Genomic DNA, 24,755 nt, shown 5'->3' on the forward strand with positions numbered 1-24,755 from the left:
GGGCACCGCCGTTCCTCGCCCCACTTCCGCCGACGCCATCGGACCTGGGGGCTGCGCCTTTGGACCCCCGATCGGCCCGGACGGCCTTGTCCTCAAGCGCCGGACGGGCTGAGATCAGCGCCTTTGGCGTTCGAGGAGCGGGGTCCGGGGCGGGCTGTCAGACCGGGCGCCAGGCCTCCAGGGCCAGGCCCGGTTCGGACTTGCGGCGGGTGAGGAGGAGGTCACCGGAGCCGGGCGCGAGGCTCGCCGCGACCACACGGCCGTCCTCGTCCTCCGCGAGGGAGACGACCGCGTCCCCCGGCAGTGCGGGCCCGGACTCGGCCCACCACGCCCCCGCGGCCTCGTCCTGAGTCGGATACGCGGCGAAGACGACCCGGCCGCTGGACGACCGCTGCGCGAGCAACGTGCAGTCGTGGCCGTCGAGTTCGCAACGGATCGCCGCCACGGGGCCGGGCCCCGCACTGGCGAGCACCCGCACGGGCTTCCCGCCCGCCCGCCAGGCGCACAGGTCGCCCGACCCGTCGGTGTAGAAGACGGTGGTGGAGTCGGGGGAGGTCGCGAGCGCGCGAAGTGTGCCGGGGCGGACCGGGGCCTCCAGCGCCTCCTCCAGGACGGGCTGCGCGCCGGGCTCCGGCTGGCTCCAGTGCAGGATGCCGTCCGGCACGGCGGCGTACAGCTCGACCCGGCCGGACTCCCCCGTCACGGCCGCCAGTTCGTCCCGTACGTCATGTCCCCCGAGTGCGCGCCACGGGCCCCAGCCGCCCTTCTCCTTCTGGGCGACCATGCTGACCCCGCCGCCCTTGTTGCGCACGAAGACATGGGCGCGTCCCTGGGCGTCGACCGCGACGGCCGGCGATCCGGTCCGGCCGCCCGTCCTGTCGGGATGCCCGATCGGGTTCCAGTCGAGGGCGGCGAGACGCGGCCGGTAGTGCGTCGAGTGGACGAGGCCTGACTCGTCGCGGACGGTGGGGCGCCAGGAGACCAGGTGGGCGTAGCCGTCGGCGCCCTGGCCGACGGCGAGCACGGGGTGCAGGCGCTGGTCGCCGCCCACGGTGCGCGGGGGGTCCCAGGGGCCGCCGGGGCCGCGCTCCGCCCGGCAGCGGACGGCGGCCTCCGACAGCAGGTACGCACTGAGCCTGCCGTCGCGGCCGCGTATGAGCCAGTCGCCGTTCACCGGTTCACCTTAATCGGGGGCGGGCCGTCCGCGGCGGCCCGCCCCGCCCGGGTAAGCCGCTCACAGACGCTTGGCGCTGCGGAGCAGACCCGCGTAGAAGCCGTTGCCGTCGATGCGCGAGGCGCCGCCCTTGTCGCCCATGGTCGGGCCGTTGACCTCCTTGCGGCTGGAGATGAAGACGCGGTGGCCGTCGGTGTCGACGCCCAGGAACAGGGCGACGTGGTCGAGGTGGTTGCCGGTGCGGTGGTCCATCTTGAAGAAGAGGAGGTCGCCGGGCTGGACCACGTCGATGTTCTTGGGGCGCGTGTACCAGGGGGAGGGACCGGAGAGCTTGATGATGTCGACGCCCACCTTGGAGCGTGCCATGCCGTCCGCGCTGCGCGGCAGCCCGTCGCCGATCGTGTTCGTGGCCATCAGCGGGTAGCGGGCCCGGTATCCCCACACCATGCGCATGAAGCCGGAGCAGTCCAGGGCGCGATAGCGCTCCTTGCGGGCCGGCATCGTGGTGCCGTCACGGAAGGTGTAGTTGAGCCCCAGGTAGTCGTAGAAGTCGTTCTGTTCGAGGCGGTCGACGCCGTCCTCCTTGAACGGGCCGAAGACCGCGTCGCCGGCGTAGGGGACGCCCTCGTCGTCCTTCTTCACCGGGGCACCCTGGACGTACTGGAAGGCGAACGCGAAGATGTCGTCCTCCTCGCTGCCGTAGTACTGCTTGAACCAGTCCTTGAACCACTTCTCCTTCTCGGCGCCCTTGCGCCACGCCTCCGGCATCAGCCGCACCCAGTCCTCCGTAACCACCCGGGACTGCGTGTTGGCGGGCTCGGTGAAGGTGCGAGAGGGACCCCTGAGGGTCGCGGTGCGGGCGCCGTCCGTGAAGGTGGCGAGGATCTCGCCGTCCTTGCCGCGCAGCACCGAACGCGTCGGGTTGTTCAGGCGCTCCCAGGTCTGCTTCCCGGTGGCCTTGCCCGCCGAGTTCTCCAGGTCGGGCTTGTCGGTCACCGACTGCACGGCCGGGACCTTGGCCTCCGCGTCCTTGCGGAGTTCGACGGTGAAGTACGCGCTGCCCGCGAGCAGCGCGAGGACCGTGGCCGCGTGCAGGACGGGGCGGCCTTTGCTCTTCGGCATGATGAAGGCTCCAAAGGTTCCGAGTGGGCAGCGGGCTCAGGCGGTCGGCATGGCGCCGAGGAGGATTCCGGCGGTCAGCACGACATAGGTGGCGAGGGTGACCGAGCCGGTCGACAGCAGGGTGGCTCCCTTGGGCTGGCGCACGAGCTGGTAGCCGATGAGGCCCGGGACGATGAAGCCCAGGGTCTGGTTGGCGTACAGCAGCGGGAACTCCATCTGGAGCACGATGATCACGGTCGCCTGGATCAGCACGCCGGTGAGCACGACGGCCGCGAAGAGCCGCTTGCCGTAGAGGATCACGACGCGCTGGAGGAGCAGGGTGGTGACGTACGTCAGGACGGTCACGCCGATGACGAGGGCGGCGCGCTGGAGGTCCTCGATGAGGGTGAGCGCGAGCCAGCCCGGGGTGATCATGCCGCCGGGCGAGAGGTTGGTCGTCAGGTAGCAGATCAGCGAGAACATCAGGCCCAGGCCGATGCCGATCGCGGCGATCTCGGGGGTGAGGACGGAGGGGATCAACGGGGCTCTCCTGGGCTGTGCCACTGCTGCTGGTCGTCGGCGGAGGGTGCGGGGGGTACTCGGGGCTCGAACAGGCCTCGGGACGGGGGCGGTTCGGCGGGGCCGGGGGACGGTGGTGCTGCGGAACCCGGCGCGATCGCGGGCCACTGCTCCCTGACCGGCTCGGGTTGCGCCCGGCGCGGCTGTTCGGGGAGCGCGGGACGCGGGTGCGGCTGCCGGCGGCCCTGCTCCCAGGAGGCCTGTTCGCCCTGCGTGTAGTGCTGGTGGGGCTGGTTGCGGTGGGCCGGGTCCTGATGCGGGTGCGTCCGGGACTGGTCCTCGTGCTGGTGTGTCTGGTCCTGGTGCTGGTGCGTCTGGGCCGGGTGCGGGTGCTCGGCGCCTCGCTGCACCGGGATGGCGGCCGTCTGGGGCGCGTACCGCGTCTCGTACGCCTCGGAATAGGGCTGGTACGGGTCGATGCGCGGGGCGTACAGCTGCATGGTCTCGACGTGCTCGGGCACGCGCGCGGGCGTCTGCCGCGCGCCGGCTCCCTCGTCGGCGCGTCCGCCGCGCTGGTCGGTGGACTCGTCGGGGGTCTCGTCCGCGGGCAGTTCGGCGAGGTGCTCCAGCAGGTGCTCGCCCTGGCCGTGGATGTTGCCGATGGCCACGAGGGAGGAGTCGGAGCCGAGCCTGCCGATCAGCTGTCCCATGAACTCCTCGGCGTCGCGGCGGTCACCGCCGAGGTCGACGGCGCGGTCGCGGTACGCGGCCGGGATCGCGTCGATGGCGCTCTTGGCCGGGTGCCCGATGACGAAGACCTGCTCGGGGTCGAGCTGCGGGATGATCTCGCCCATCTGGCCGTTGCGTTCGACGCGGTCGGGACGGCAGTTGATGACCACGTTGAGCGGCCGGTGGATGGCACCGAGGTCGAGCAGCTGATTGATGTTCATCAGCGTCGACTCGGGGTCGTTGGCCGCGAAGACGTTGGCGAAGCGCAGCCGCTTGCCGTCCTCGGTGACATACCGCTCGACGGACAGGACACCAGGGTCCGGCGGCGCGTCGTACATGCCCTGGAGGGCGGTCTGCCGCTCCACGCCGAGGAGTTCGGCGACGGTGAGCGCGATCGCCACGTTCTCCTTGAAGGTGAACCAGCTGAAGCCGCGCAGCTCCTCGTCCGTGACGGAGTCGGGGTCGGCGTAGATCAGCTTGCAGTCGCGGGAGTCGGCCTCCTCCTGGAGGATCGCGAAGCGCTCCTTCTCGGCGGTGATGCAGATGCCGCCCTCCGGCATGGACCGGGACAGCGAGCGGGCCACGTCGTCCAGAGTGGGGCCCATCTCGGCGAGGTGGTCCTCACGGACGTTGCAGAGCACGCCGATGGTGGAGCGGATCAGCTTGGACTGGTTGATCTCCTGGAGGGCCGGCATGACGGCCATGCATTCGATGACCATGGCGTCCGGGTTGTACGCGGCCGCACGCCGGACGATGCCGATCTGCTCGACGACGTTGGCGATGCCGAACTTGCGGTAGACCGGCTCCTCGGTGGCGTCGGGGTGGATGAACCGGGCCGCCGTGCCGGTGGTCTTCGCCACCGTCGTCAGCCCGCCGCCGCGCAGCGCGCCCGCGCACAGACGTGTGATGGACGACTTGCCGCGGATGCCGTTGACGAGCACCCGGGTGGGGATGTTGTCCAGGTTGGTGAAGTGCCGCCGCTGCTCGATGACGCCCGCCACCAGCAGGATCACGCAGCACACCAGCAGAACGGTGTAGAGGAAGAGCACCGGTGATCAGTTCCTTACGTGCTGCTCGTGCGGGGCCCCGTGGGAACTCCGGCGCGGCGTCGACTGCTGTTTGCGCTGTTCCTGGAGTTGCTGGCGGACGAGCTCCAGGGAGCGGGTGACGGCACCGACCTCGTCGTGGTTGCGCGGGAAGAGGACGGTCTTGCGGTCGCCGTCGGCGAGTGCCTCGGCCTGGCCGGCCAGGACCCGCAGCGGGCGGGCCACCACGATGTGCATCCAGCCCAGGCAGGCGGCCGCCGCCGCGGCGCCCAGCAGCCCGGCGAGCATCGTGCGGTGCTGCACGTCGTACTCCGGGATGGCGAGGCGGTCGGCGGGCTGCCAGCTGACGACGGTCCAGCCGAGGGCCTTGGCCGGGCCGCCGCCGACGAAGGGGGCCGCGGCCGCGATCTGCACGCCGTTCTCGCGGTAGAGGACGCCGGCGGCGTGCGCGGACTTGCCGACCTTCTGGTTGGACGCGGAGACCAGGTCCTTCAGACGGTCGTTGGGCAGCGACTGGAAGGCGATGTATCCGGTGTTGCCCGCGATGACGTGGTTCTTGTCGTCGACGAGGCGTACGACTCCGAGGCCCGGCCGCTTGAGCAGCGAGTTGAGGAAGTCGATGCGGAACTCGCCTACCAGGGCGGCGCCGTCGCGTCCGGGGATCTCCGCGGTGCCGACCACGAGGGGCTTGGTGCCGCCCTGGCCGAGCAGCTGGATCGGGTCGGCGGCGGCGGGCTTGGACCGGACCTCGTGCGGCTTGCCGCCGGACCGGGCGATCACGTCGCCGGAAGTGTCGACGACGTAGAGCGACTGGTAGCGCAGGTGCTGGTTGAGGGTGCGGTCGAGGACCTTGGTCATGTCGGCGGGGGTGGTGCGGTCGCCGATCAGGGTGGCCACGGACTGGAGGTCCGCCTCACCCTCGTTGAGCGCCCGGCGGACCCGGTCGGTGAGCGTGTCGGTGCGCTCGCGCTGGTCGTTGACGATCTGCTGCGGCACGACGACGGTGCCGTCGGCCCGGTTGAGGGCGAGCAGCAGCGGCGCCGACCAGGCGAGCAGCAGGACCGCGCAGACGACGAGGAGACCGCGGCTGCCGATGCGGCGCAGGCCGCGCGGGCGTGGCGCGGGCTCGCCCTGTCCGGCGCTCTCGCCGAGCAGCTGGCGGCGCAGCCGTTCCAGGGCGGTGCCGATGCGGCGGGCCTCGCCGTAACGGGGGATGCTCACCGGGCGGGTGAGGTCGCCGCGGGTGAGGCGGCGCGACTCCAGGAAGAGCCGGATGAGGGGTCGCTGCACCGTGCCGAGCAGGACGGCGACGGCGATGCCGCCGACCAGCAGCAGGACGCCGCCCGCGACGAGACCGAACAGCGGCGAGGTGGTCCGGGTGGGGTCCTCGGCGACCTTCACCATGGAGACCACGCTGAGACCCAGGTTGGTCGCGGTGGTGGTCTCGCCGGGTTCCGGCGCGGTGAGGGTGGCGTATCCGGCGACGGAGCGGTCACTGAGCCAGCGACCGCCGAGCAGGCTGCCGCTCACGCCCTGGTAGCCGCCGGAGCCGGGCTCCTTCGTGCTCTGGGGGTGCCGGCCGGACTTCTCGGCGACCTTCTTGGCGAAGGCCTTGAGCTGCTTGTTCGATGCGGCGACCTCTTGGCGCTGGAGGTCGGTGAGCACCTGCTCGGGCTCCGGGATGCCGTCGCTGCTCAGGATCGTTCCGGAGCGGTCCACGACCGCGATGGAGCGGAACTGGCCGAGGCTGATACCGGGAAACTTGAGGCTGTTGGAGGCGACGAGGAGCAGCTGCGGCCTGTCCGGCCACGACAGCAGGGCGAAGGACAGCAGCCGGACCTCGCCGTTCTGGAGCCGCACCATGCGGGGCGCGAGCCCGTCCTCGCCGCTGAGCGAGGAACGGTCGAGGGAGGTCAGCGGGACGGTCTCACCGCGGGTGGCGACGAGCTTGCCCGACTGGATCTCGATGACCGCCGTGCCCATCCACTTCTGGTACGTGTTGCCCAGTTTGTCGAGCACCGTGTCGCCGGAGACCGGGGAGCCCGCGCTGAACAGGGCAGCGGAGCGGTTGAGGTCGGTCACCGACTCGTCGATGGACGCCCGCAGGGCGATCGCACCGTCCTCCGCGAAGTGCTGCTGAGAGGTCTGGACCGCCTTGGGCAGGGCCGCGTCGTCGACCCGGCCGAGCACGAGGGCGGTGATGCCCGCGAGGGACAGCAGGAGCACCGAGAGGATCGCGATGGGCGGACGTATGCCGCCCAGTAGCGACATGTCGGCTCGGCGGCGGGCACGGTGCTGCCGAGCCGGGGGCGATGGCGCCAACGGAGGGGTCCTCTCAGGCGGTTGTACGGGCGGCGGGACGCGAGGAGCGGCCTGCATGCGGGTGCGGGCGGGTGGTGCGGGCGTGACACGGGGACTCAGGTGAGAAAACTGGGTCTCCGCGCGTCAGACCGGCGAGGGCAGACCAAAGTTGCACGATTTGAACGTGATCTGCGCAACACGAGGTTTCATGCGGTCACACTCGGGCATGAGCGATCGATTCCGCTTCGGGCGGATTCAGTCGGCCGCTTCCGGGGACCTCGACGCACCTACGGCCCGGGTCACACCCGGTCACAGGTGTAGCGAAACGGACGAAAAAGAACATCATGCCGATATCGCGCCCGGCCCGCCGGGGTGCCGGGGGCCGGGCGCGGTCCGGACGTCACGCGGGCGCGGTCAGTCCGGCAGTTCCGTGAGGGGTTTCAGACCGTCCTTGGCCGCGCCGCGGTTGAGCATGGTGCCCTCGGTCCGCTCGTAGGCCAGCCGGAGACGGGCCCGCTCCTGGTCCGTCAGGTCGTCGCGCTTGAGCTCGGCGGCCACGTCCAGCAGCCGGTAGTCCTGCACCTGGCCCTTCTTCGGCTCCACCGCGGTCTCGCCGGTGGTGACGTCCGGGTCCGGCGGGATGTCCACGAGGGTCGGCTCGTACCGGGCCTCGACGTCCCACTTGCCGCCACGCTCGGTGAAGGTGAACCAGCCGATCACGCCCTCCTCGGTCAGGCCCGTCGGCACGTCGTGCCGGGCGACCTGGTTGCCGAGGCCGTACGCGATCCACGTGCCGTCGACCTTCTCCATCGGCTGCACCACGTGCGCGTGGTGCCCGATGACCAGGTCGATCCCCGTCTCCCGGGCGAGCTGGCGGGCGAACTTGAGCTGCGGCGTCGAGGGGTTCGGGTGGTGCTCACGTCCCCAGTGGATGGAGAGGATCACGACCTCGGCGCCGGCGGCGCGGGCCCGCTTCTCGGCGGCCCTGATGCGGCCCAGGTCGTTCTGGTTGACCAGCCACGGCTTGTCCTTGGGCAGCTCGTGGGCGTTGAAGCCGAAGGCGAAGGAGATCTGCGCGACCTTCACGCCCTTGACGTCCATGATCAGCGGGGTGAGCGCGTCCTTCTGCGTACGGAAGGAGCCCGTGTGCTTCAGACCGACCGAGTCCAGCGTGTCGAGCGTGCGCTTCACACCCTCGTAGCCGTGGTCGATCGAGTGGTTGGAGGCGGTGGAGCAGGTGTCGTACCCGACGTCCTTGATCGTCCCGGCGATCTGCGGCGGCACGAGGAAGTTGGGGTAGCTCTCGAAGGGGCCGTTCGGCTTGCCGATCACCGGCTCCATGTGGCAGATCCCCAGGTCGGCCTTGCTGATCACCGGCTTGATGCCTGCCATGAGCGGTCCGAAGTCCAGGCCGTGCACGCCCTTGCCGGTCTCCTTGGCGTCCTTCCGGGCCTGGTCGATCAGCTGCGGGTGGATCAGGATGTCTCCGGCCGCGGCCACCGTGAACGAGCGTCCGCCCCCCTTCGACGAATCGCCCGAGTCCCCCCCTCCGACGAGACCGCATCCCGCCAGTGCGGCGACGAGAGCGAGCGGGGTCAGCAATGCGGGCAGGGTGCGGCGGCTACGACGTCTGGTCACCGGGATATCTTGATACAACCATGAAGGCATTCCGGGCCAGAACGATAACGATCGCAACACTTCTCCTGCTCCTCACCGCTCTGGCCGGTTTGGGAACGCTTGTCCTGCGCGGCACCCACGACACCGGCCGGGACGCGGGTTCCGGCCGCTCCGACGGCGCCGCGCAGAGCGTCGACCTGGCGCGCGACATCGCCGACTACACCTCCCGTTTCACCCCCGAGGGCGGCTACCTGCCCCCCTCGCGCACCGAACGGCGACTGGTCACCGAGGGCGTCGCACTACTTCTCGACGGCCACCGCGAGCAGGCCGAACAGCGCCTGGCCGAGGTCGACTTCGGCATCCGCACCCTGGTGGACAGCGCGACCGGGCGACGATTCGCAGAGGTGTACGACCGCGTCGACCAGGCCCCCCACCCACGCGGCTGGGGCCGCGTCTACGTGGACCTCGACCACCGTGCCCGATGGTCGGTCCAGGTCCCCCACCCGGTCGCCGACCACGGCACGGAACAGCTTGGCGTGCGCGTACTGCGCGGCACACCGGGCGGCATCCTGATCGTTGCTGGAGCACATCGCAAATCCGGTGAGCGGGACGCGTCCGACGTGGCGCACCGCCGGGACACCGTGTTCCACGCGGTCTGCGCCGAGCTCGTCCGGCGCGGCTTCCCGGGTGTCCAGCTGCACGGCTTCGCCGACGACTCGGCGCCCGACCACGATGTCGTCGCCTCCACGGGCAAGGGCTCCGAGGGCCGTGCCGACGGTCGCCGGCTCGCCGACGCTCTCCGCGACCGGGGCTTCGCGGTGTGCCGCGCCTGGGTCCGCTCGTGCCCGCTGGAGGGCCACGAGAACGTCCAGGGCCGTACCGCCGCGGACGAGGACGTGCCGTTTCTGCACGTGGAGTTCGCCCGGTCCGTCCGCTCCGGCGACGCGCGGGCCGCGGAGGCCGCCGCCGCCGTGCGTGTCGTCACCTCGCGGTGGGACGCCGCCTCCGGCGTGCGACGCTGAGTCCATGGACGACGACCACGGCGACCCCCTCCTCGTCATCGTCGACGGCGCCAACGTCGTCGGCTCCGTGCCCGACGGCTGGTGGCGCGACCGGCGCGGTGCCGCGGAGCGGCTGCGCGACCGGCTGGCCCGGCACGGGCTGCCCGGGCACGGCGGGCCCGTGGAGCTGGTCCTCGTCGTCGAGGGCGCCGCGAAGGGCGTGGAGTCCGTCCCCGGCGTCCGGGTGGTGGCCGCGCCGGGCAGCGGTGACGACACCGTCGTCGCCCTCGTGGCCGGGGCGGCGGACCGCCCCTGCCTCGTCGTCACCGCCGACCGCGAACTGCGCGGCCGGGTCACCGCCCTCGGCGCCGACACGACGGGCCCGCGCGCCGTACGCCCGGCCTGACGGCGTACTCCCTGAGCCTGTCCGGCGCCGGAGCAGGGGCTGTCGGGCCCCGCAGGCCGCCCGGCTCCCTCACCGAGCCTCCGTCTCCCGCACGTACAGCACCGCCCCGTCCACCTCCCCCGCCACCTCGTACTCCGCGGTGAGCAGCCTGCGCAGGGACGGGATCCGTTCGGGGGCGTACGGCGCGGCTCGCGAGTCGTCGACGACGAGCGCGGGCGGATGCGTGCTCATCTCCTCCCGGAAGACGGGCCAGGAGCCCTCGACGCCGTATTTCTCGCCCACCTGCGGCCCGTTGCGGCCGCCGCTGTAGTTGGTCAGGAGGCCGGCGGTCAGAAAGCGGCTGGCGGGGGTCCGGTCGGCCAGCCAGTACGTCTCCGGGTGTATCCCCCAGACCAGGACCCGGTCACCGGGCGCCGTGCGGCGGGCCACCGCGTCCGCGAGCCGGGTGGCGTGCGCGAGGTCGGACCGGGGCGCCAGCAGCCCCCAGGCCAGGAACGCCGAGCAGCAGCAGGCAGAGGTGACCAGCGCCGTCACCAGCCTCTCCCGGGGCAGGATCTGCAGCGCCGCGGTCGCCAGCAGGGCCAGCGACGGGATGAGTTGCAGGTAGTAGTGGCCGAAGAAGTGGAAGCCCAGCAGGACGGCGACCGCGGAGGAGGCGAACCACAGCCACAGGTCCACGGCCCCCGTACGGGCGACGCGCAGGACCCGGACAACCGGCGGGACGAGACCGGCGCAGGCCGCCGTCAGAAGGGCCGTGTTGACCAGGCCGCGCGCCAGGACGTGCAGCTCGGAGCCGGTGAAGGAGGCGTACGCGGCCGAGCCGGTGACGGTCCAGAAGGCGAAGCCCGCCGGGTCGGTGACAAGGGCGGCGGACAGCACCGGCACGACGATTCCCGCGACGAGCCGCAGCAGCCCGCCGCGCGTCGCGCCCTGCCGGTGCAGCAGCCACAGCACGGGCAACAGCACCGCTCCGCCGGTCTGCTTCGTCAGCAGGGCGCAGGCCACGGCCACTCCCGCCGCGCCCCAGCGGCGGCGGTCGGCACACCACATCGCGGCTGCCGTGCACGGCAGTATGAACACCTCGAAGGTGGCGGCCTGCGCGTCCTCGGGGTTGAGCCCTACGGAGACCAGCAGATAGAGCACGCCGGCCGTGCGTCCCGCGCCGTCGCCCCAGCGGCGCCTGGCCAGCGAGGCCAGCAGCAGCGCGGTGAGCAACTGGGCGAGCAGGGCCAGGACGCGGACGGATGTGAGGGACCCGGAACCGTGCACCGCGAACGCCCCCTCGTACAGCCAGGGCACGAACGGCGGCTTGCGGTCCACGACCGTCTCGTACAGCTCTCCCCCGTCGGCCAGCATCCGCGCCTGCACGGCGAGGTAGCCCTCGTCGGGGTTCCACAGGGGCCGGGCGAAGGACGGCGCCCGCGTGACACAGGCCAGCACCGCGAGCAGCGGCAGCAGCCGCGTCCAGTACGCCGTCCGTACGACTGCGGACCGTGGCGGGGCGAGCGGCGCGGCGAGCATGGGAAGCACGCTATCGGGCCCCGCAGTCCACACCGAAGCGGGACATACGGGGCCGGGGTGATCGGGCAGGTGACGATCGACGGGACCTCTCCTAGAGCTGCTTGCCTCCCGGGCCCTCGCCGGTGACCTGCTCGACCGTCGTCTCCTGCTGCCGTCCGAGGCGGCTGTGCGACCGGCCGTAGAGGAAGTACACCAGCGCGCCGATCACCATCCAGATCGCGAACCGCAGCCAGGTCTCGGTGGGCAGGTTCAGCATCAGCCACAGCGTGGCGCAGACGGACACGACGGGCAGGGCCGGCACCCACGGGGTGCGGAAGGCGCGGGGCAGGTCGGGGCGGGTGCGGCGGAGGATGATCACGCCGATCGCGACGACGACGAAGGCGAACAGGGTGCCGATGTTCACCAGCTCGGCGAGTTCGCTGAGGCTGGTGAAGCCCGCGACGATCGCGATGATCACGCCGAGCAGGATGGTCGGCCGGTGCGGGGTCTTGAAGCGCGGATGGACGCGGGAGAAGAAGCGGGGCAGCAGACCGTCGCGGCTCATCGCGAAGAAGACCCGTGTCTGGCCGAGCAGCAGGATCATGCAGACCGTCGTCAGACCGACGGCGGCACCGAAGCTGATGACGCCCGCGAACCAGGGGTGCCCGGTGGCCTTGAAGGCGTCGGCGAGCGGGGCGTCCACCGACAGCGAGCTGTAGTGCTGCATGCCGGTGACGACGATGGCCACGGCCACGTACAGGGTGGTGCAGACGAACAGGGAGCCGAGGATGCCGCGCGGCATGTCGCGCTGCGGGTTCTTGGTCTCCTCGGCGGCGGTGGCCACGACGTCGAAGCCGATGAAGGCGAAGAAGACCACGGAGGCGGCGGTGAAGATGCCCATCACGCCGAAGTTGGCGGGTGCCCAGCCGAACATCAGCTGGATGAGGGGTGCCTTTAGGCTGCCGCCCGCCTCCACCGCCTGCGACTTCGGGATAAAAGGGCTGTAGTTGTCGCCGTTGATGAAGAAGGCACCCGCGATGATCACGATGAGGACGACGGTCACCTTGATGGCCACGACGACCTCGGTGACCCGCGCGGAGAGCTTCATGCCGAGGACGAGGATGCAGGTGAGGACGAGCACCAGCGCGGCGGCGAGGATGTCGAACCCGAATCCGTGCGCCTCGTCCCGGCCGCCCAGCGAGTCGGGCATGTGCCAGCCCGCGTTGTCCATCAGTGAGCGGATGTAGCCCGCCCAGCCGACGGCGACCACCGCCGTGCCGAGCGCGAACTCCAGGACCAGGTCCCAGCCGATGATCCACGCGGGAAGCTCGCCCAGCGAGGCGTACGAGAACGTGTACGCGGATCCGGCTACCGGGAGCGTGGAGGCGAACTCCGCGTAGCAGAGCGCGGCGAGTGCGCAGACGATGCCGGCCACGACGAAGGCCAGGGAGACCGCGGGGCCCGCGTTCTGCTTGGCGACCTTGCCGGTGAGGACGAAGATGCCGGTGCCGATGATGACACCGACGCCGAAGACGGTGAGATCCAGAGCGGACAGCGACTTCTTGAGTGCGTGCTCCGGCTCCTCAGTGTCCAAGATCGATTGTTCGACCTTCTTCGTCCTGAAGAGGGTGCTGCTCACGGGCGTACCTCCACGCTTGGCGTCCTCGAAATGATCGAGGGGGCGTGTTAGCCGCTTGCCCCGGCCGGGAGAGAATCACGCAAATGGGCCGGTTTCACCACCCCTTCAGGGTGCTGAAACCGGCCCTTTGGACCTGTGGCCGTCCGGTCAGTCGCGCGCCGGCTCCACGGCGTGCGCCGCCGTGTGCTCGAACCGGCCGTCGAGCTTGGCGACCAGCCCGGTGACCTGGCGGGCGATGTCGGGCGCGGTCAGCCCGATCTCCGCCAGGACCTCCCCCCGCGAGGCGTGGTCGAGGAAGCGCGGCGGGATGCCGAAGTCGCGCAGCGGGACGTCGACGCCCGCGTCGCGCAGGGCCTGTGCGACCGCCGAGCCCACGCCGCCGACACGGGAGTTGTCCTCCACGGTGACGACCACGCGGTGCTGCTCGGCGAGCGGGGCCATGGCCTCGTCGACGGGCTTGACCCAGCGCGGGTCGACGACGGTGGTGGAGATGCCCTGCTTGTCGAGGAGGTCCGCGATCTCCAGGCACATCGGCGCGAGCGCGCCGACGGAGACGAGCAGCACGTCGGGGGTGTCGGTGCCGGGGGCCCGCAGGACGTCCATGCCGCCGATCCGGCCCACGGCGGGCACGGCGGGGCCGACCGCTCCCTTGGAGAAGCGGACCACGGTCGGCGCGTCGGTGACCTCGACGGCCTCCCGGAGCTGGGCGCGGACCTGGTCGGCGTCGCGCGGTGCCGCCAGCCGCAGGCCGGGGACCACCTGGAGGATCGACATGTCCCACATGCCGTTGTGCGAGGCACCGTCGGTACCGGTGACGCCCGCACGGTCCAGCACGAAGGTGACGCCGCACTTGTGCAGGGCGACGTCCATCAGGACCTGGTCGAAGGCGCGGTTGAGGAAGGTGGCGTAGACGGCGAAGACGGGGTGCAGTCCGCCGGTGGCGAGGCCGGCCGCGGAGACCGCGCCGTGCTGCTCGGCGATGCCGACGTCGTACACGCGCTTCGGGAAGGCCTTGGCGAACTTGTCGAGGCCGACCGGCTGGAGCATCGCGGCCGTGATGGCGACGATGTCCTCGCGCTCCTTGCCGAGTTCGACCATCTCCTGGCCGAAGACGGACGTCCAGTCGGCGCCGGACGACGCGATCGGCAGGCCCGTGTCGGGGTGGATCTTGCCGACGGCGTGGAAGCGGTCGGCCTCGTCCTGGAGGGCGGGCTGGTAGCCGCGTCCCTTCTCGGTGAGGCAGTGCACGATGACCGGGCCGCCGAAGCGCTTGGCGCGGGCCAGCGCGGACTCCAGGGCCTCGATGTCGTGGCCGTCGATCGGGCCGACGTACTTCAGGCCGAGGTCCTCGAACATGCCCTGCGGGGCGATGAAGTCCTTGAGGCCCTTCTTGGCGCCGTGCAGGGTCTCGTAGAGCGGCCGGCCGACGACCGGGGTGCGCTCCAGGAGGTCCTTGCCGCGGGCCAGGAAGCGCTCGTAGCCGTCCGTGGTGCGCAGGGTCGCCAGGTGGTTGGCGAGGCCGCCGATGGTCGGGGCGTACGAGCGCTCGTTGTCGTTGACGACGATGACCAGCGGGCGGTCCTTGGCGTCGGCGATGTTGTTGAGCGCCTCCCAGGCCATACCGCCGGTGAGGGCGCCGTCGCCGATGACGGCGACGACATGAGCGTCCTTGCGGAGCACCTCGTTCGCCTTGGCCAGGCCGTCGGCCCAGCCGAGGACCGTGGAGGCGTGCGAGTTCTCGATGACGTCGTGCTCGGACTCGGCCTGCGAGGGGTAGCCGGACAGGCCGCCCTTCATCTTCAGCTTCGAGAAGTCCTGGCGGCCGGTGAGCAGCTTGTGGACGTAGGACTGGTGGCCCGTGTCCCACAGCACCTTGTCCTTCGGCGACTCGAAGACGCGGTGCAGGGCGATGGTGAGCTCCACGACACCGAGGTTGGGGCCGAGGTGGCCGCCGGTCTTGGAGACCGCGTCGACGAGGAAGGTCCTGATCTCGCCGGCCAGCTGGTCCAGCTGCTCCAGGCTGAGCCGGTCCAGATCGCGCGGTCCCCTGATGCGGGTCAGCAGCGGCACCCGTGCCTCCTTGCAGTAGAGCTGTTCGAGCTTTGCCGGGCCTGTCGAGTCTAATGTTCCGTCTTTGGCGCCCGTGCCCGGCCTCCACGTTGTACGTCACGCGTTCGGCCGTAAAACGTCCGTACACACGTTCTCTTCACCGCGATGCCGCCGGCCCCGCACGCGGACGTGGAAGTGCCCGGTACCGCCGTTGGTACCGGGCACTTCGTACGGGGCCAAAAGGGCCGGTCGTGCTAGGCGCGGCCTGCCGTCTTCTGGGTCTTGCGAGTGACCGCGTCGATGACGACGGTGGCGAGGAGCACACCACCGGTGATCATGTACTGGACCGGCGAGGCGATGCCCTCGAGGGCGAGGCCGTACTGGATCGAGACGATGACCAGAACACCGAGCAGGGCGTTCCAGGTGCGGCCACGGCCACCGAAGAGGCTGGTGCCACCGATGACGGCCGCCGCGATGGCGTTCATCAGCAGGTCGCCGGCGCCGGCGCCCTGGTTGGCGGAGGCGATCTTCGAGGCGATGAACAGACCGCCGATCGCGGCGAAGGTACCGGAGATCGCGAAGACCGAGATCCGGACCATCTCCACGTTGATACCGGCACGGCGGGAGGCCTCGACGCTGCCACCGAGCGCGAAGATCTTCCGGCCGTACGAGGTGCGGCGCAGCACGAAGTCCGTGAGCAGCAGCACCGCGATGAAGATCACCACGGCCAGCGGCAGGCCCTTGTACTGGTTGTAGATGATCGCCACGGCGAAGGAGACGACCGCGAGCAGCGCGGTGCGCGCGATGGTCTCGCTCAGCGGCGCGGACGGCACACCGGCGGCCTCACGGCGACGGTTGCCGAAGTAGGAGTTGAGGAAGTACACGCCCGTCACGACGATGGCGAGCGCGTAGGCGGCCGCCACATCCGTGAAGTAGTAGCTGGTCAGCTTGGCGACCACGCCCTCGCTGTCCAGGTTGATGGTGCCGTTGCTGCCCAGGATCTGCAGCATGAAGCCGTTCCAGAACAGCAGACCGGCCAGGGTGACGGCGAACGCCGGGACACCGATGCGCGCGAAGACGAAACCGTGGATCGCACCGGCGACCGTGCCGGTCAGGATGGCCAGCACGAAGGCCAGCCACTCGTTCATGCCGTGGGTGACGTTCAGCACCGCGAAGGCGGCGCCCGCGACACCGGAGACGGAACCGACCGACAGGTCGATCTCGCCGAGCAGCAGCACGAAGACGATGCCGACGGCGATCATGCCCGTGCCGACCATGGCCACGGAGATGTCGGAGAGGTTGCCCGCGGTGAGGAAGTTCGAGTTCAGGCTCGCGAAGATCGCCCAGATGATGACCAGACCGACGACGACCGGGAGGGAACCCAGGTCACCGGCCTTCATCTTGCGCTTGAACTCGGAGACGTAGCCGGCGAGGCCCTGCTCGCGGACCAGCAGTCGGGGGTCGACCGCGGTGACCGCCTTGGCGGCAGCCTCGGGGTTCTCCACGACGTGGTCCTCGGGGGTCGCGGAGGTCTTGTCGATGCTCACTTCTGAGCCTCCCCATTGCTGCGCGCCGCACGACGGGTCACGGCGTTCTCCGTGGCGCCCGTGATGGCGGAGATGATCTCTTCCTGGGAGGTCGACTTGACCTCGAAGACGCCGTTGTTGCGCCCGAGGCGCAGGACGGCGACCTTGTCGGCCACGGCCTTCACGTCAGCCATGTTGTGGCTGATGAGGATCACCGCGTGGCCGCGCTCGCGCAGCCGCTCGACCAGGTCGAGGACCTGAGCGGTCTGCTCGACGCCGAGGGCGGCGGTGGGCTCGTCGAGGATGACGAGCTTGGGCTCACCGAGCATCGAACGGGCGATCGCCACGGTCTGGCGCTGTCCGCCGGAGAGCGAGGCGATCGGGATACGGACGCTGGGGATGCGGATGGACAGCGTGTCCAGCAGCTCGCGGGAGCGGCGCTCCATCTCGACCTCGTCCAGGACACCGCGCTTCTTCAGCTCGCGGCCCAGGTAGAGGTTGCCGACGACGTCGATGTTGTCGCACAGCGCGAGGTCCTGGTAGACGGTCGCGATGCCCAGGGCCTGTGCGTCGTGCGGCCGGTTGATCTGGACGGTCTTGCCGTCCCACTCGATGGCGCCTTCATCGATGGGGTGCACGCCGGCGATCGTCTTGACCAGCGTGGACTTTCCGGCGCCGTTGTCGCCCACCAGGGCGACCACTTCACCGGCGTGGACTTCAAGCTCTACGTCGGTGAGCGCCTGGACGGCACCGAACCGCTTGGAGACCCCGCGCAACGCCAGCACAGGCGTAGCGGACACGTGAACCATCTCCTTCGCCGCCTGACCCGGCGGGAGGTTGTGCAGAAGTTTTGGAGGGGGGTGTTCCGTCCGGCGCCCCGCCTAGCTTGCGGGGCTGTTTGATGCGGGGCGCCGGAGGGGCTTCGTCACGCAAGTCCCGATCCGGAATTCAAGAGTGAATTCCTTTGATTGGAAAGGGACTTGCGGGAGATTACTTCAGACCGATCTTGTCGCAGGCCGCCTTGTAGGCGGAGGTGCAGATGTCGTCGATCGTGTAGACGCCGTCCTTGACGACGGTGTCCTTGATGTTGTCCTTGGTCAGCGAGGTGACGGCGACCAGGACCGACGGAACGCCCTTGGTGGTCGGGCTGTCCACCTTGTCCTTGGCGACGGAGTCGAGGGACTTGCCCTGGGCGAGCGCGACGGCCATCTCGGCGGCGGCGTCGGCCTCGGGGGCGTACGGCTTGTAGACGCTCATGTACTGCTCACCGGCGACGATGCGCTGCACACCCGCGAGCTCGGCGTCCTGGCCGGTGACCGGGACCTTCAGGCCCTTGGCCTTGAGGGCGGTGATGATACCGCCGGCCATGCCGTCGTTGGCGGAGTAGACGCCGATGATGTTCTTCTTGCCGAGAGCCGAGATGGCGCCCTCCATGTTGGAGTTGGCGTTCTCCGGCTTCCACTCCTTGGTGTCGTACTCCTTGCCGACGTTCACCTTGCCGTCGAGCACCTCGTGGGCGCCGGCCTTGAACTGAGCGGCGTTCGGGTCGGTGACCGACCCGTTCATCATGACGATCTTGCCGTCCTTGGCCTTGGAGCCAAGAGCCTTGAGGAGGGCCTCGCCCTGCGTCTTGCCGACGGTCTTGTTGTCGAACGAGGTGTAGCCGTCGATCGGACCCTGCGCGAGACGGTCGTAGGCCACGACCGGGATGCCGGCGTCCTTGGCCTTCTGGACCGAGTTCTTGATGGCGGCAGCGTCCACAGCGTCGACGATCAGCACGTCCACCTTGTTGGTGATCATGGTGTCGACCTGCTGGTTCTGCGTGCTGGCGTCCTGCTTGGCGTTGGCGTAGACGACCTCGCCCTTGCCGTTCGTGAGCTCCTTGATCTTCTTGGTGATCAGGGGCTTGTCGAACTTCTCGTAGCGAGCGGTCTGGTTCTCCGGAAGGAGCAGACCGACCTTGATCGCGTCGCCCTTCTTGGCCGAGCTGGAGCTGTCGCTCTTGTCGCCGGACTCCTTGGCACTGCCACAGGCGGCCAGCGAGACGGCCATCGCACCAGCGGCAACGGCAACGGCGGCACGACGCATACGCGTGTTCACTTCAGAAACCTCCCTGACGAGGCCGCGTCGTTGCGGCCGAGGTGGCTGGAAGTCAACTCGGCCACACGTGCGACGTCAAGAAGTAAATACTTAACGAGATGGCAACGGTGCCATGCGTTCTCTAAGTGAAGGCAGGGGCGGCCGCAGAAAGCGAGCCGTCCAAAAGGGTCGAATCGCCCATCTCGCTGAGCGCGAGAGCGAGTGCCCCGAGGACCTCCGCGCGGCCTCCGAGCGCCCCTGGAAGCACCGAGAGTTGACGTGCGGCGCTGGGGATCGCGTAGCGCCCGACCGACTCCCTGATGGGTCCCAGAACCAGCTCCCCGGCCTCGGCGAGATCGCCGCCGAGGACCACCCGGCTCGGGTTCAGCAAATTGCAGAGATTCGCGACTCCACTGCCGATGTGACGACCGACGTCGGCGATCACCCGACGACAGCCCGGATCACCGTCCCGCGCCAGCCTGACGACACCCTCCATGGTCAGGTCCGTACCGTGACTGGACTGGAGGAGCGGCAGCACGTAACGCGCGGCCGCAAAGGTTTCCAGGCAGCCTCGGTTGCCGCAGCGACAGACGGGGCCGGATTCATCAAGAGTAATATGCCCGATTTCACCGGCCGTGCCGCCGGGGCCGCGGTAGATCTTGCCGTTGATCACCAGCCCGGCGCCCACACCGCTGGCGACCTTGATGTACGCCAGATCCTTGGCGCCCCGGCCGCTGCCCCAGACCATCTCGCCGAGCGCGCCCAGGTTGGCGTCGTTGTCCACGTGCACCGGCACGCCGAGCCGCCCCCGCAGCTCCTCGGCGGGCTTGGCACCGGTCCAGCCGGGCAGGATGGCGGTGGAACCCAGGGTCCCCGACTCCACGTCGATCGGGCCCGGCACACCGAGCCCCACGCCCGCGATCTTGGACCGGTCGACCCCGGTGGCCGCGATCAGGCGGCTGACCAGCTGTTCCGCCCGGTCGAAGCCCTGCGCGGCGGAGGCGTCCACATCGAGCGGCTCGGACTCCTCGGCAAGCACCTGGTGGGCGAGGTTCCCGACCGCGACGCGCAAATGCGTGTGGCCGAAGTCGACGCCGATGACGATGCCGGCGTCGCCGCTCAGGGACACGCTGCGGGCCCTGCGGCCGCCCGCCGAGGTGGGAGTGACCTCGACGGTCCCCCCGTCCTTGAGTTCACGGACGATATTGGACACGGTCGCGGCGGACAGGCCTGTCGTCCTCGCGATCTCCGCCTGCGTGAGCGAACCGGCAAGGCGCACCGCACGTACGACGCGCTCCAGATTGGCTCGGTGCAGCGACGACTGCGACCCCGGAGTCTCCACGACGACCTCCCGCGTACGAGGCCGCCACGATGAGGCCCCGCCTATGTCCAACTAGTGAACTCTAAGCTGAGCTGTTTGGGTTAGCTCCCGTCAAGAGGTTGAGCTGGATCCAGCGCGGATGAGCACACATGTACGGGTCGGACGCCGGGCGCGGACCGGCCTGGCCGTCCGCCGGAGCCCGCCGACCCACCGCGGTCCGGGCCGAAACCGTGAATCCATCGCGGGAGGGGTGCGGCACCGAAGTGTCCCAGGTCACATGCGTGTCACGTACAAGTTGTCACCGTATCGGTCGTGAAGGATCAAACTCGCAGTCTCGGTCATTCACACCTCGTCGCGCCCCCGACCGCCCTGCGACAGGACGGTCACGGACCGCACCCGCACCCGCCCCACATCATTCGGGGCGAGTGCGGGTGCGGTGACGAACACCCACGCCGAGCGTGCGCGAACACCCACGCCGAGCCCCGGCGACGACGTCGGCGGGCCCAGCGAGACCACACCGTCGACGGAGCGGAAGAGATCTCGAGGGGGCCGGTCGGCCCGCTCGGTGGCACCACAGCGCGGCAGCGCTGCGCCGGTGTTAGGCCGCATCGACCTCCAGGAACGGCGCCCCCGCCCGTCTCGCCCTGCAGGCGAGTTGGACCGGGCCGGCGGAAGGGCCAATAAGTGAAAGCGGCCCGCTGGTCGCGGCGAAGCCGTACCCGCCCGCGGATTCGGTCCGACTGGTCGACGGCGACACCGCGACCGGTGCGTTGCGCGACGGCCACGATCTCCTGCGAAGTGACGTTATTCACGTGAGCGGCGTGGCCGCCACATCACATCGAGTGACGTCCCCTCACAGTTGGACGCGGCCGGTGCCACGAGGCCGGGTGCCTTCGCCGCCCGGTGAAGGCGAGGCGCGATGCAGCGGCACCCGGCGTGGGTGCCGCTGCCTCCGTCCCGCTCACCGGCAGCCGTATTGAGCCACCGCGGAGCCCGCTACTTGAGCGTCGCCGACGTGAGACCCGCCTGCACCTGGCGCTGGAAGGACAGGTACACGACGAGCATGGGGATCATCGCGATCGTGACGCCCGCGAAGAGGACCGGGAGGTCGGTGGCGTACCCCTGCTGCTGCTGGAGCTGGATGAGGCCCTGGGTCAGCACATAGCGCTCCGGATCGGAGCTGCTCTGCGGCTGCATGAGCACCGAGGGCAGGATGTACTGGTTCCACTGGCCGAGCACGTTGAAGATACCGACGCTGAGCAGGCCGGGCTTGGCCATCGGCAGCATGACCTGGAAGAACGCCCGGGTGTGCGAAGCCCCGTCGAGCACGGCCGCCTCGAAGACCGCCGTGGGCAGCGTCCGGAAGAACGAGTGCATGAAGAACACGGTGAACGGCATCGAGTAGGCGACGTACACCAGGATCAGGCCCTGGTAGGAGTTCAGCATGTCCAGGCGCTTGACCATGAAGAACAGCGGCACCAGGGCCAGGAAGACGGGGAACATCGCCCCGCCGACGAAGAAGTAGTAGATGAGCCGGTTGCCCCAGAACTCGTAGCGGGCCAGTACGTAGGCCGCCATCGAGCCGAAGAGCATGGTCAGCGGGACCGAGAACACCAGCACGATGAGTGTGTTGGCGAAGTAGTCGCCGATGCCCTTGTTCCAGGCCCTGCTGAAGACGTCGAGCTGCCAGTTCGAGGGCCAGCCCAGGGCCGAGCCGCCGATCTGCGCGTCCGTCTTGAAGGAGCTCAGGACCAGCCAGAGCAGCGGCAGGATGATCAGGACGGCCCACAGGGCCAGGAAGCCGTGCGAGAAGACGTTGAGGGCGAGGCCCTCGGTCCGCTTGTCGCCCGGACGCGGCGGGGCCTTCCCGGCCGTACGCTGCGGCGGTACGCCGCCGCCGTCGACCTTCGTCGGCTCCGTGATGGGTGCGCTCATAGTCGTGTGTCTCCCCGCTCAGAACTCGATGCGCTCGCGGCGGGTGGCGCGCAGCGTGACCACGGACAGGATGAGGGTGAGAAGGAGCATGATGACGCCCATGGCACAGGCGTAGCCGCTCTTTCCGTAGTAGAGGAAGTTGCGCATCATGACGTTGGCCATGACCTCGCTGTGATGGTCGGGGCCACCGCCGTAGCCCGTCCCCTGCGTCATGGTCGACACGAGGACGAACATGTCCATCGCGATGATGCCGAGATAGACCCAGGCGGTCTGCACCGTGTCCCACAGCAGTGGCAGGGTGACGCGGAAGAACGTGTGGGTGCGGCTCGCGCCGTCGAGCAGCGCGGCCTCGTAGATGTCCTTCGGGATGGACTGCATGGCCGCGGAGAACAGCACCAGGTAGAAGCCGACGCCGTGCCAGACGACGACCGCCATCAGGCACCACAGCACCAGGTTGGGCTCGTTCATCCACTCGACGGGGTTGTTGGCGTCGACCAGGCCGAGCTTGATCAGCAAGCCGTTGAGCAGACCGCCGCTGTCACTGCGGTAGAGCGCTCCGAACAGGACCGCCACGATCGCCAGCGACAGCACCTGCGGGAAGAAGTAGACGATCTTGTAGAAGCGGGACCCCGCGACGCCCTGGACACCGCCGGCGCCACCCCGCCCGCCCGCGTTCACCATGAAGGCGAAGAAGAGGGCGAGCAGGATGGTGATCACCGGGATGAACACCAGGAACAGGATGTTGTGCCAGATCGCATCGAGGAAAACGTCGTCCTGGAACAACGCCGTGTAATTGTCCAGGCCGACGAAACTGAACGTCTGCGACTGGCCCTTCCAGTCGGTGAAGGAGTAGCCGACGGTCTGTATGTAAGGCCAGATCACGAAGATCAGATACAGCGCCAAAGGTGCGAGGAGAAACCCCGCGACGAACCGGTACTGCCCTTTTCGCATGGCATCCTGCCCCTGGTGTTCCTGGTGTGCGTGACCCTGGTGTTCCGGGTTTACGAGATCAGTCGCGGTGGTTCTTCTTGGACTCCGGGTCCTTGGCGGCCTTGTCGACGGCCGCCTGGGCCCGCTTCAGCCATTCCTTCGGCTGAATTCGCTTGGACATCAGCTCGTTGGACGCGGTCTCGATGGCGGTGCCCATCTCGCTGTACCAGTTGATGTACAGGTAGTTGAAGGTGTTGTCGCCCGCCGCCTTGGACGCCTCAACGGTCGACTGCGTACCGGGGCGCAGCTGCACGCCGGCGTTGACGCCGTCCTTGACGATGGTGAGCGAGTTGGCCTTCTGCGCGAAGAGCGTCGACCACTCCTTGGAGAGCATGGAGCGCATGAACTCCTTGGCTGCGGGCAGGTTCCCGGCCTTCGCGGGGATGATGAACGGCTCGCCCGAGCCGGCCCGGATCGCCTCGAACGGCAGCTTGCTGTCGGGCAGGTTGGGCATCGGCATGAACTTCATGTCGAAGTCGTCCGGGGTCTGCTTGAGCTGCTCGTTCTCCAGCCAGGAGCCGCAGGTGATGAAGGCGGCCTTGTACTGGTTCCACCGGGTCTGCGACTCGGTGTGGGTCAGGCCGTTGGTGCCCGGCATGAGGTAGCCCTTCTCGACGATCTCGTAGATCGCCTCGATGGCCTCCTGGGCCGCGTCGCTGCCGACGAACGCCTTGGGGTCGAGGTTGTCGATCGCCTTCATGGCGTCCAGACCGCCCTTCTTGGCGATCAGGTCCATGATGGCGACGTTGATGTAGTACGGGTACTTGCCCTGGTGGGCGAGACCGCCGATGCCCTGCGACTTGGCGTCCTTGCAGATCGCGAGGAAGTCGTCCCAGGTCTTCGGCACCTCCCAGCCCTTCTCCTTGAAGAGCTTGCCGGAGTACCACAGACCCCACACCGTGTAGATGTAGTTCAGCGAGACGACCTTGCCGCCCTGGAGGCCCGGGTCGAGCGTGCCGGGGATCAGGGTGTCGCGGACCTTCTTGGCCGGGTCGTCGATGGACGGCGCGTCGAGGACCTCGGCGAGGTCGAGCAGCTGGCCGTTCTTGTAGAGCACGTCCAGCTTGATCTGCTGGGCGCCCGAGTCGTCGACGATGTCCGGCGGGTTGCCGCCGTTGAAGCGCGGCTGGAGCTTGCCGGTGATCTCCTGGGTGCCCGTGTGGGCGCTGGTGGTGCCCCACTTCTTGTCGAAGGCGGCCTCCCAGGCCTTGGCGTAGTCGTCGCCGTAACCGCCCTTGAAGACGACGACGTCGAGCTTGCCGCCCTTCTTCAGACCGAAGGGGTTGTCCTTGCTGGTCTTTCCGGTGCCCTTGTCACCGGAGTCCTCGTCGCCGCCACCGCTCGCACACGCGGACAGGAAGCTCATCGTGGGAACGGTGATCAGGCCGAGTGCGGCCGACCGCTTGATCAGATCACGGCGGCCGACACCCTCGGTGCCGCTGTTCTCGCCGGAAGTGGATCCCATGCTCAAGTCCTCGCCTTCTCCAGGACTCAGGCGGTGAACCGGATCCTCCCCGGCACCGCGGTTAGGTCAAGCTGGGGTCGTGCGTGGGGGATTCACCGAGCCGGCACGACAGTCGGTGTATGTGACACCCTCCGTCGCCTCCCGATTTCCCCCCGGGGTCCTGCCTGTCCACGGCCGTCGAGCGGCTAGGCGGACGCCGACAGGTATAGTCCACTTCCCGCCGACGGAGCAAGATCGAATACGGGTTTGGCCGCCGGTCTTTTCCGAGTTGAGACCTCGCGGAAATGTGCGGCCCGTCCAACCGCCCCCGCGAAGATCGTCGGGGGTCAACCTCCCACATTGAACGCAATGTGCCGT

19 protein-coding genes are annotated in these 24,755 nt (G+C 69.3%); 2 read left to right on the plus strand and 17 right to left on the minus strand.

Annotated elements, in window-relative coordinates:
• Positions 1 to 157: 157 nt before the first annotated feature.
• From H305_RS0121460 to H305_RS0121490, 6 genes are all read right to left on the minus strand, one after another.
• Positions 158 to 1,174 carry a hypothetical protein gene (locus tag H305_RS0121460; RefSeq protein WP_028802190.1) on the minus strand — a complete coding sequence of 339 codons (1,017 nt, stop codon included), beginning with the start codon at positions 1,172 to 1,174 and terminating at the stop codon, positions 158 to 160.
• A gap of 60 nt (positions 1,175 to 1,234) precedes the next feature.
• Positions 1,235 to 2,296 carry an NlpC/P60 family protein gene (locus tag H305_RS0121465; RefSeq protein ID WP_028802191.1) on the minus strand — a complete coding sequence of 354 codons (1,062 nt, stop codon included), beginning with the start codon at positions 2,294 to 2,296 and terminating at the stop codon, positions 1,235 to 1,237.
• 36 nt (positions 2,297 to 2,332) lie between these two features.
• A complete protein-coding gene (locus tag H305_RS0121470; protein ID WP_028802192.1) occupies positions 2,333 to 2,815 on the minus strand; it encodes a poly-gamma-glutamate biosynthesis protein PgsC/CapC in 483 nt (160 codons plus the stop codon).
• Positions 2,812 to 4,572: a poly-gamma-glutamate synthase PgsB gene (pgsB, locus tag H305_RS0121475; protein WP_028802193.1), complete on the minus strand. Its 1,761-nt coding sequence runs from the start codon at positions 4,570 to 4,572 to the stop codon at positions 2,812 to 2,814. The genes H305_RS0121470 and pgsB overlap by 4 nt, the downstream gene beginning before the upstream one ends.
• Before the next feature lie 6 nt (positions 4,573 to 4,578).
• On the minus strand, positions 4,579 to 6,840 hold the full coding sequence (locus H305_RS0121480; protein ID WP_028802194.1) for a cache and HAMP domain-containing protein: 2,262 nt from the start codon (positions 6,838 to 6,840) through the stop codon (positions 4,579 to 4,581).
• A 444-nt stretch (positions 6,841 to 7,284) separates the two neighbouring features.
• Positions 7,285 to 8,508 carry a CapA family protein gene (locus H305_RS0121490; protein ID WP_420708110.1) on the minus strand — a complete coding sequence of 408 codons (1,224 nt, stop codon included), beginning with the start codon at positions 8,506 to 8,508 and terminating at the stop codon, positions 7,285 to 7,287.
• A gap of 89 nt (positions 8,509 to 8,597) precedes the next feature.
• On the opposite strand from H305_RS0121490, the gene H305_RS55800 reads away from it, so the two are divergent.
• Together H305_RS55800 and H305_RS0121500 are read left to right on the plus strand one after the other, a co-directional pair.
• Positions 8,598 to 9,509: a hypothetical protein gene (locus H305_RS55800; RefSeq protein ID WP_267880802.1), complete on the plus strand. Its 912-nt coding sequence runs from the start codon at positions 8,598 to 8,600 to the stop codon at positions 9,507 to 9,509.
• Positions 9,510 to 9,513: 4 nt separating this feature from the next.
• The gene (locus H305_RS0121500; RefSeq protein ID WP_028802197.1) at positions 9,514 to 9,894 is read left to right on the plus strand and encodes a hypothetical protein; all 381 of its coding nucleotides are present in this window, start codon (positions 9,514 to 9,516) and stop codon (positions 9,892 to 9,894) included.
• A 69-nt stretch (positions 9,895 to 9,963) separates the two neighbouring features.
• Here the strand turns inward: H305_RS0121500 and H305_RS0121505 are convergent, their stop codons facing one another.
• From H305_RS0121505 to ngcE, 11 genes are all read right to left on the minus strand, one after another.
• On the minus strand, positions 9,964 to 11,415 hold the full coding sequence (locus tag H305_RS0121505; protein ID WP_028802198.1) for a glycosyltransferase family 39 protein: 1,452 nt from the start codon (positions 11,413 to 11,415) through the stop codon (positions 9,964 to 9,966).
• Between the two features lie 91 nt (positions 11,416 to 11,506).
• Entirely contained in the window at positions 11,507 to 13,033 is a 1,527-nt protein-coding gene (locus H305_RS0121510) for an amino acid permease (protein WP_028802199.1), read from the minus strand.
• 147 nt (positions 13,034 to 13,180) lie between these two features.
• Positions 13,181 to 15,103, minus strand: a complete 1,923-nt coding sequence (dxs, locus tag H305_RS0121515) for a 1-deoxy-D-xylulose-5-phosphate synthase (protein ID WP_028802200.1) — start codon at positions 15,101 to 15,103, stop codon at positions 13,181 to 13,183.
• A gap of 233 nt (positions 15,104 to 15,336) precedes the next feature.
• Entirely contained in the window at positions 15,337 to 16,629 is a 1,293-nt protein-coding gene (locus H305_RS0121520) for a sugar ABC transporter permease (RefSeq protein WP_028802201.1), read from the minus strand.
• The gene (locus H305_RS0121525) at positions 16,626 to 17,417 is read right to left on the minus strand and encodes an ATP-binding cassette domain-containing protein (RefSeq protein ID WP_028802202.1); all 792 of its coding nucleotides are present in this window, start codon (positions 17,415 to 17,417) and stop codon (positions 16,626 to 16,628) included. Before H305_RS0121525 ends, H305_RS0121520 begins: the two co-directional genes overlap by 4 nt.
• 181 nt (positions 17,418 to 17,598) lie before the next feature.
• Positions 17,599 to 18,696 carry a substrate-binding domain-containing protein gene (locus H305_RS0121530; protein ID WP_028802203.1) on the minus strand — a complete coding sequence of 366 codons (1,098 nt, stop codon included), beginning with the start codon at positions 18,694 to 18,696 and terminating at the stop codon, positions 17,599 to 17,601.
• A 133-nt stretch (positions 18,697 to 18,829) separates the two neighbouring features.
• Positions 18,830 to 20,029 (minus strand): ROK family transcriptional regulator, encoded by a 1,200-nt coding sequence (locus H305_RS0121535; protein ID WP_028802204.1) that lies wholly within the window; start codon positions 20,027 to 20,029, stop codon positions 18,830 to 18,832.
• Positions 20,030 to 20,350: 321 nt separating this feature from the next.
• The gene (locus H305_RS53470; protein WP_158690561.1) at positions 20,351 to 20,617 is read right to left on the minus strand and encodes a hypothetical protein; all 267 of its coding nucleotides are present in this window, start codon (positions 20,615 to 20,617) and stop codon (positions 20,351 to 20,353) included.
• A 387-nt stretch (positions 20,618 to 21,004) separates the two neighbouring features.
• Positions 21,005 to 21,943, minus strand: a complete 939-nt coding sequence (locus H305_RS0121540) for a carbohydrate ABC transporter permease (RefSeq protein WP_028802205.1) — start codon at positions 21,941 to 21,943, stop codon at positions 21,005 to 21,007.
• 18 nt (positions 21,944 to 21,961) lie between these two features.
• Positions 21,962 to 22,894, minus strand: coding sequence for a carbohydrate ABC transporter permease (locus tag H305_RS0121545; protein ID WP_028802206.1), 933 nt, complete (start codon positions 22,892 to 22,894; stop codon positions 21,962 to 21,964).
• A 58-nt stretch (positions 22,895 to 22,952) separates the two neighbouring features.
• Complete coding sequence (gene ngcE, locus H305_RS0121550) at positions 22,953 to 24,398, minus strand: N-acetylglucosamine/diacetylchitobiose ABC transporter substrate-binding protein (protein WP_028802207.1); 1,446 nt, start codon at positions 24,396 to 24,398, stop codon at positions 22,953 to 22,955.
• Positions 24,399 to 24,755: the final 357 nt, after the last annotated feature.

The sequence above is a fragment of the Streptomyces sp. 142MFCol3.1 genome, from assembly GCF_000424945.1.
GTDB classification, from domain to species: domain Bacteria; phylum Actinomycetota; class Actinomycetes; order Streptomycetales; family Streptomycetaceae; genus Streptomyces; species Streptomyces siamensis.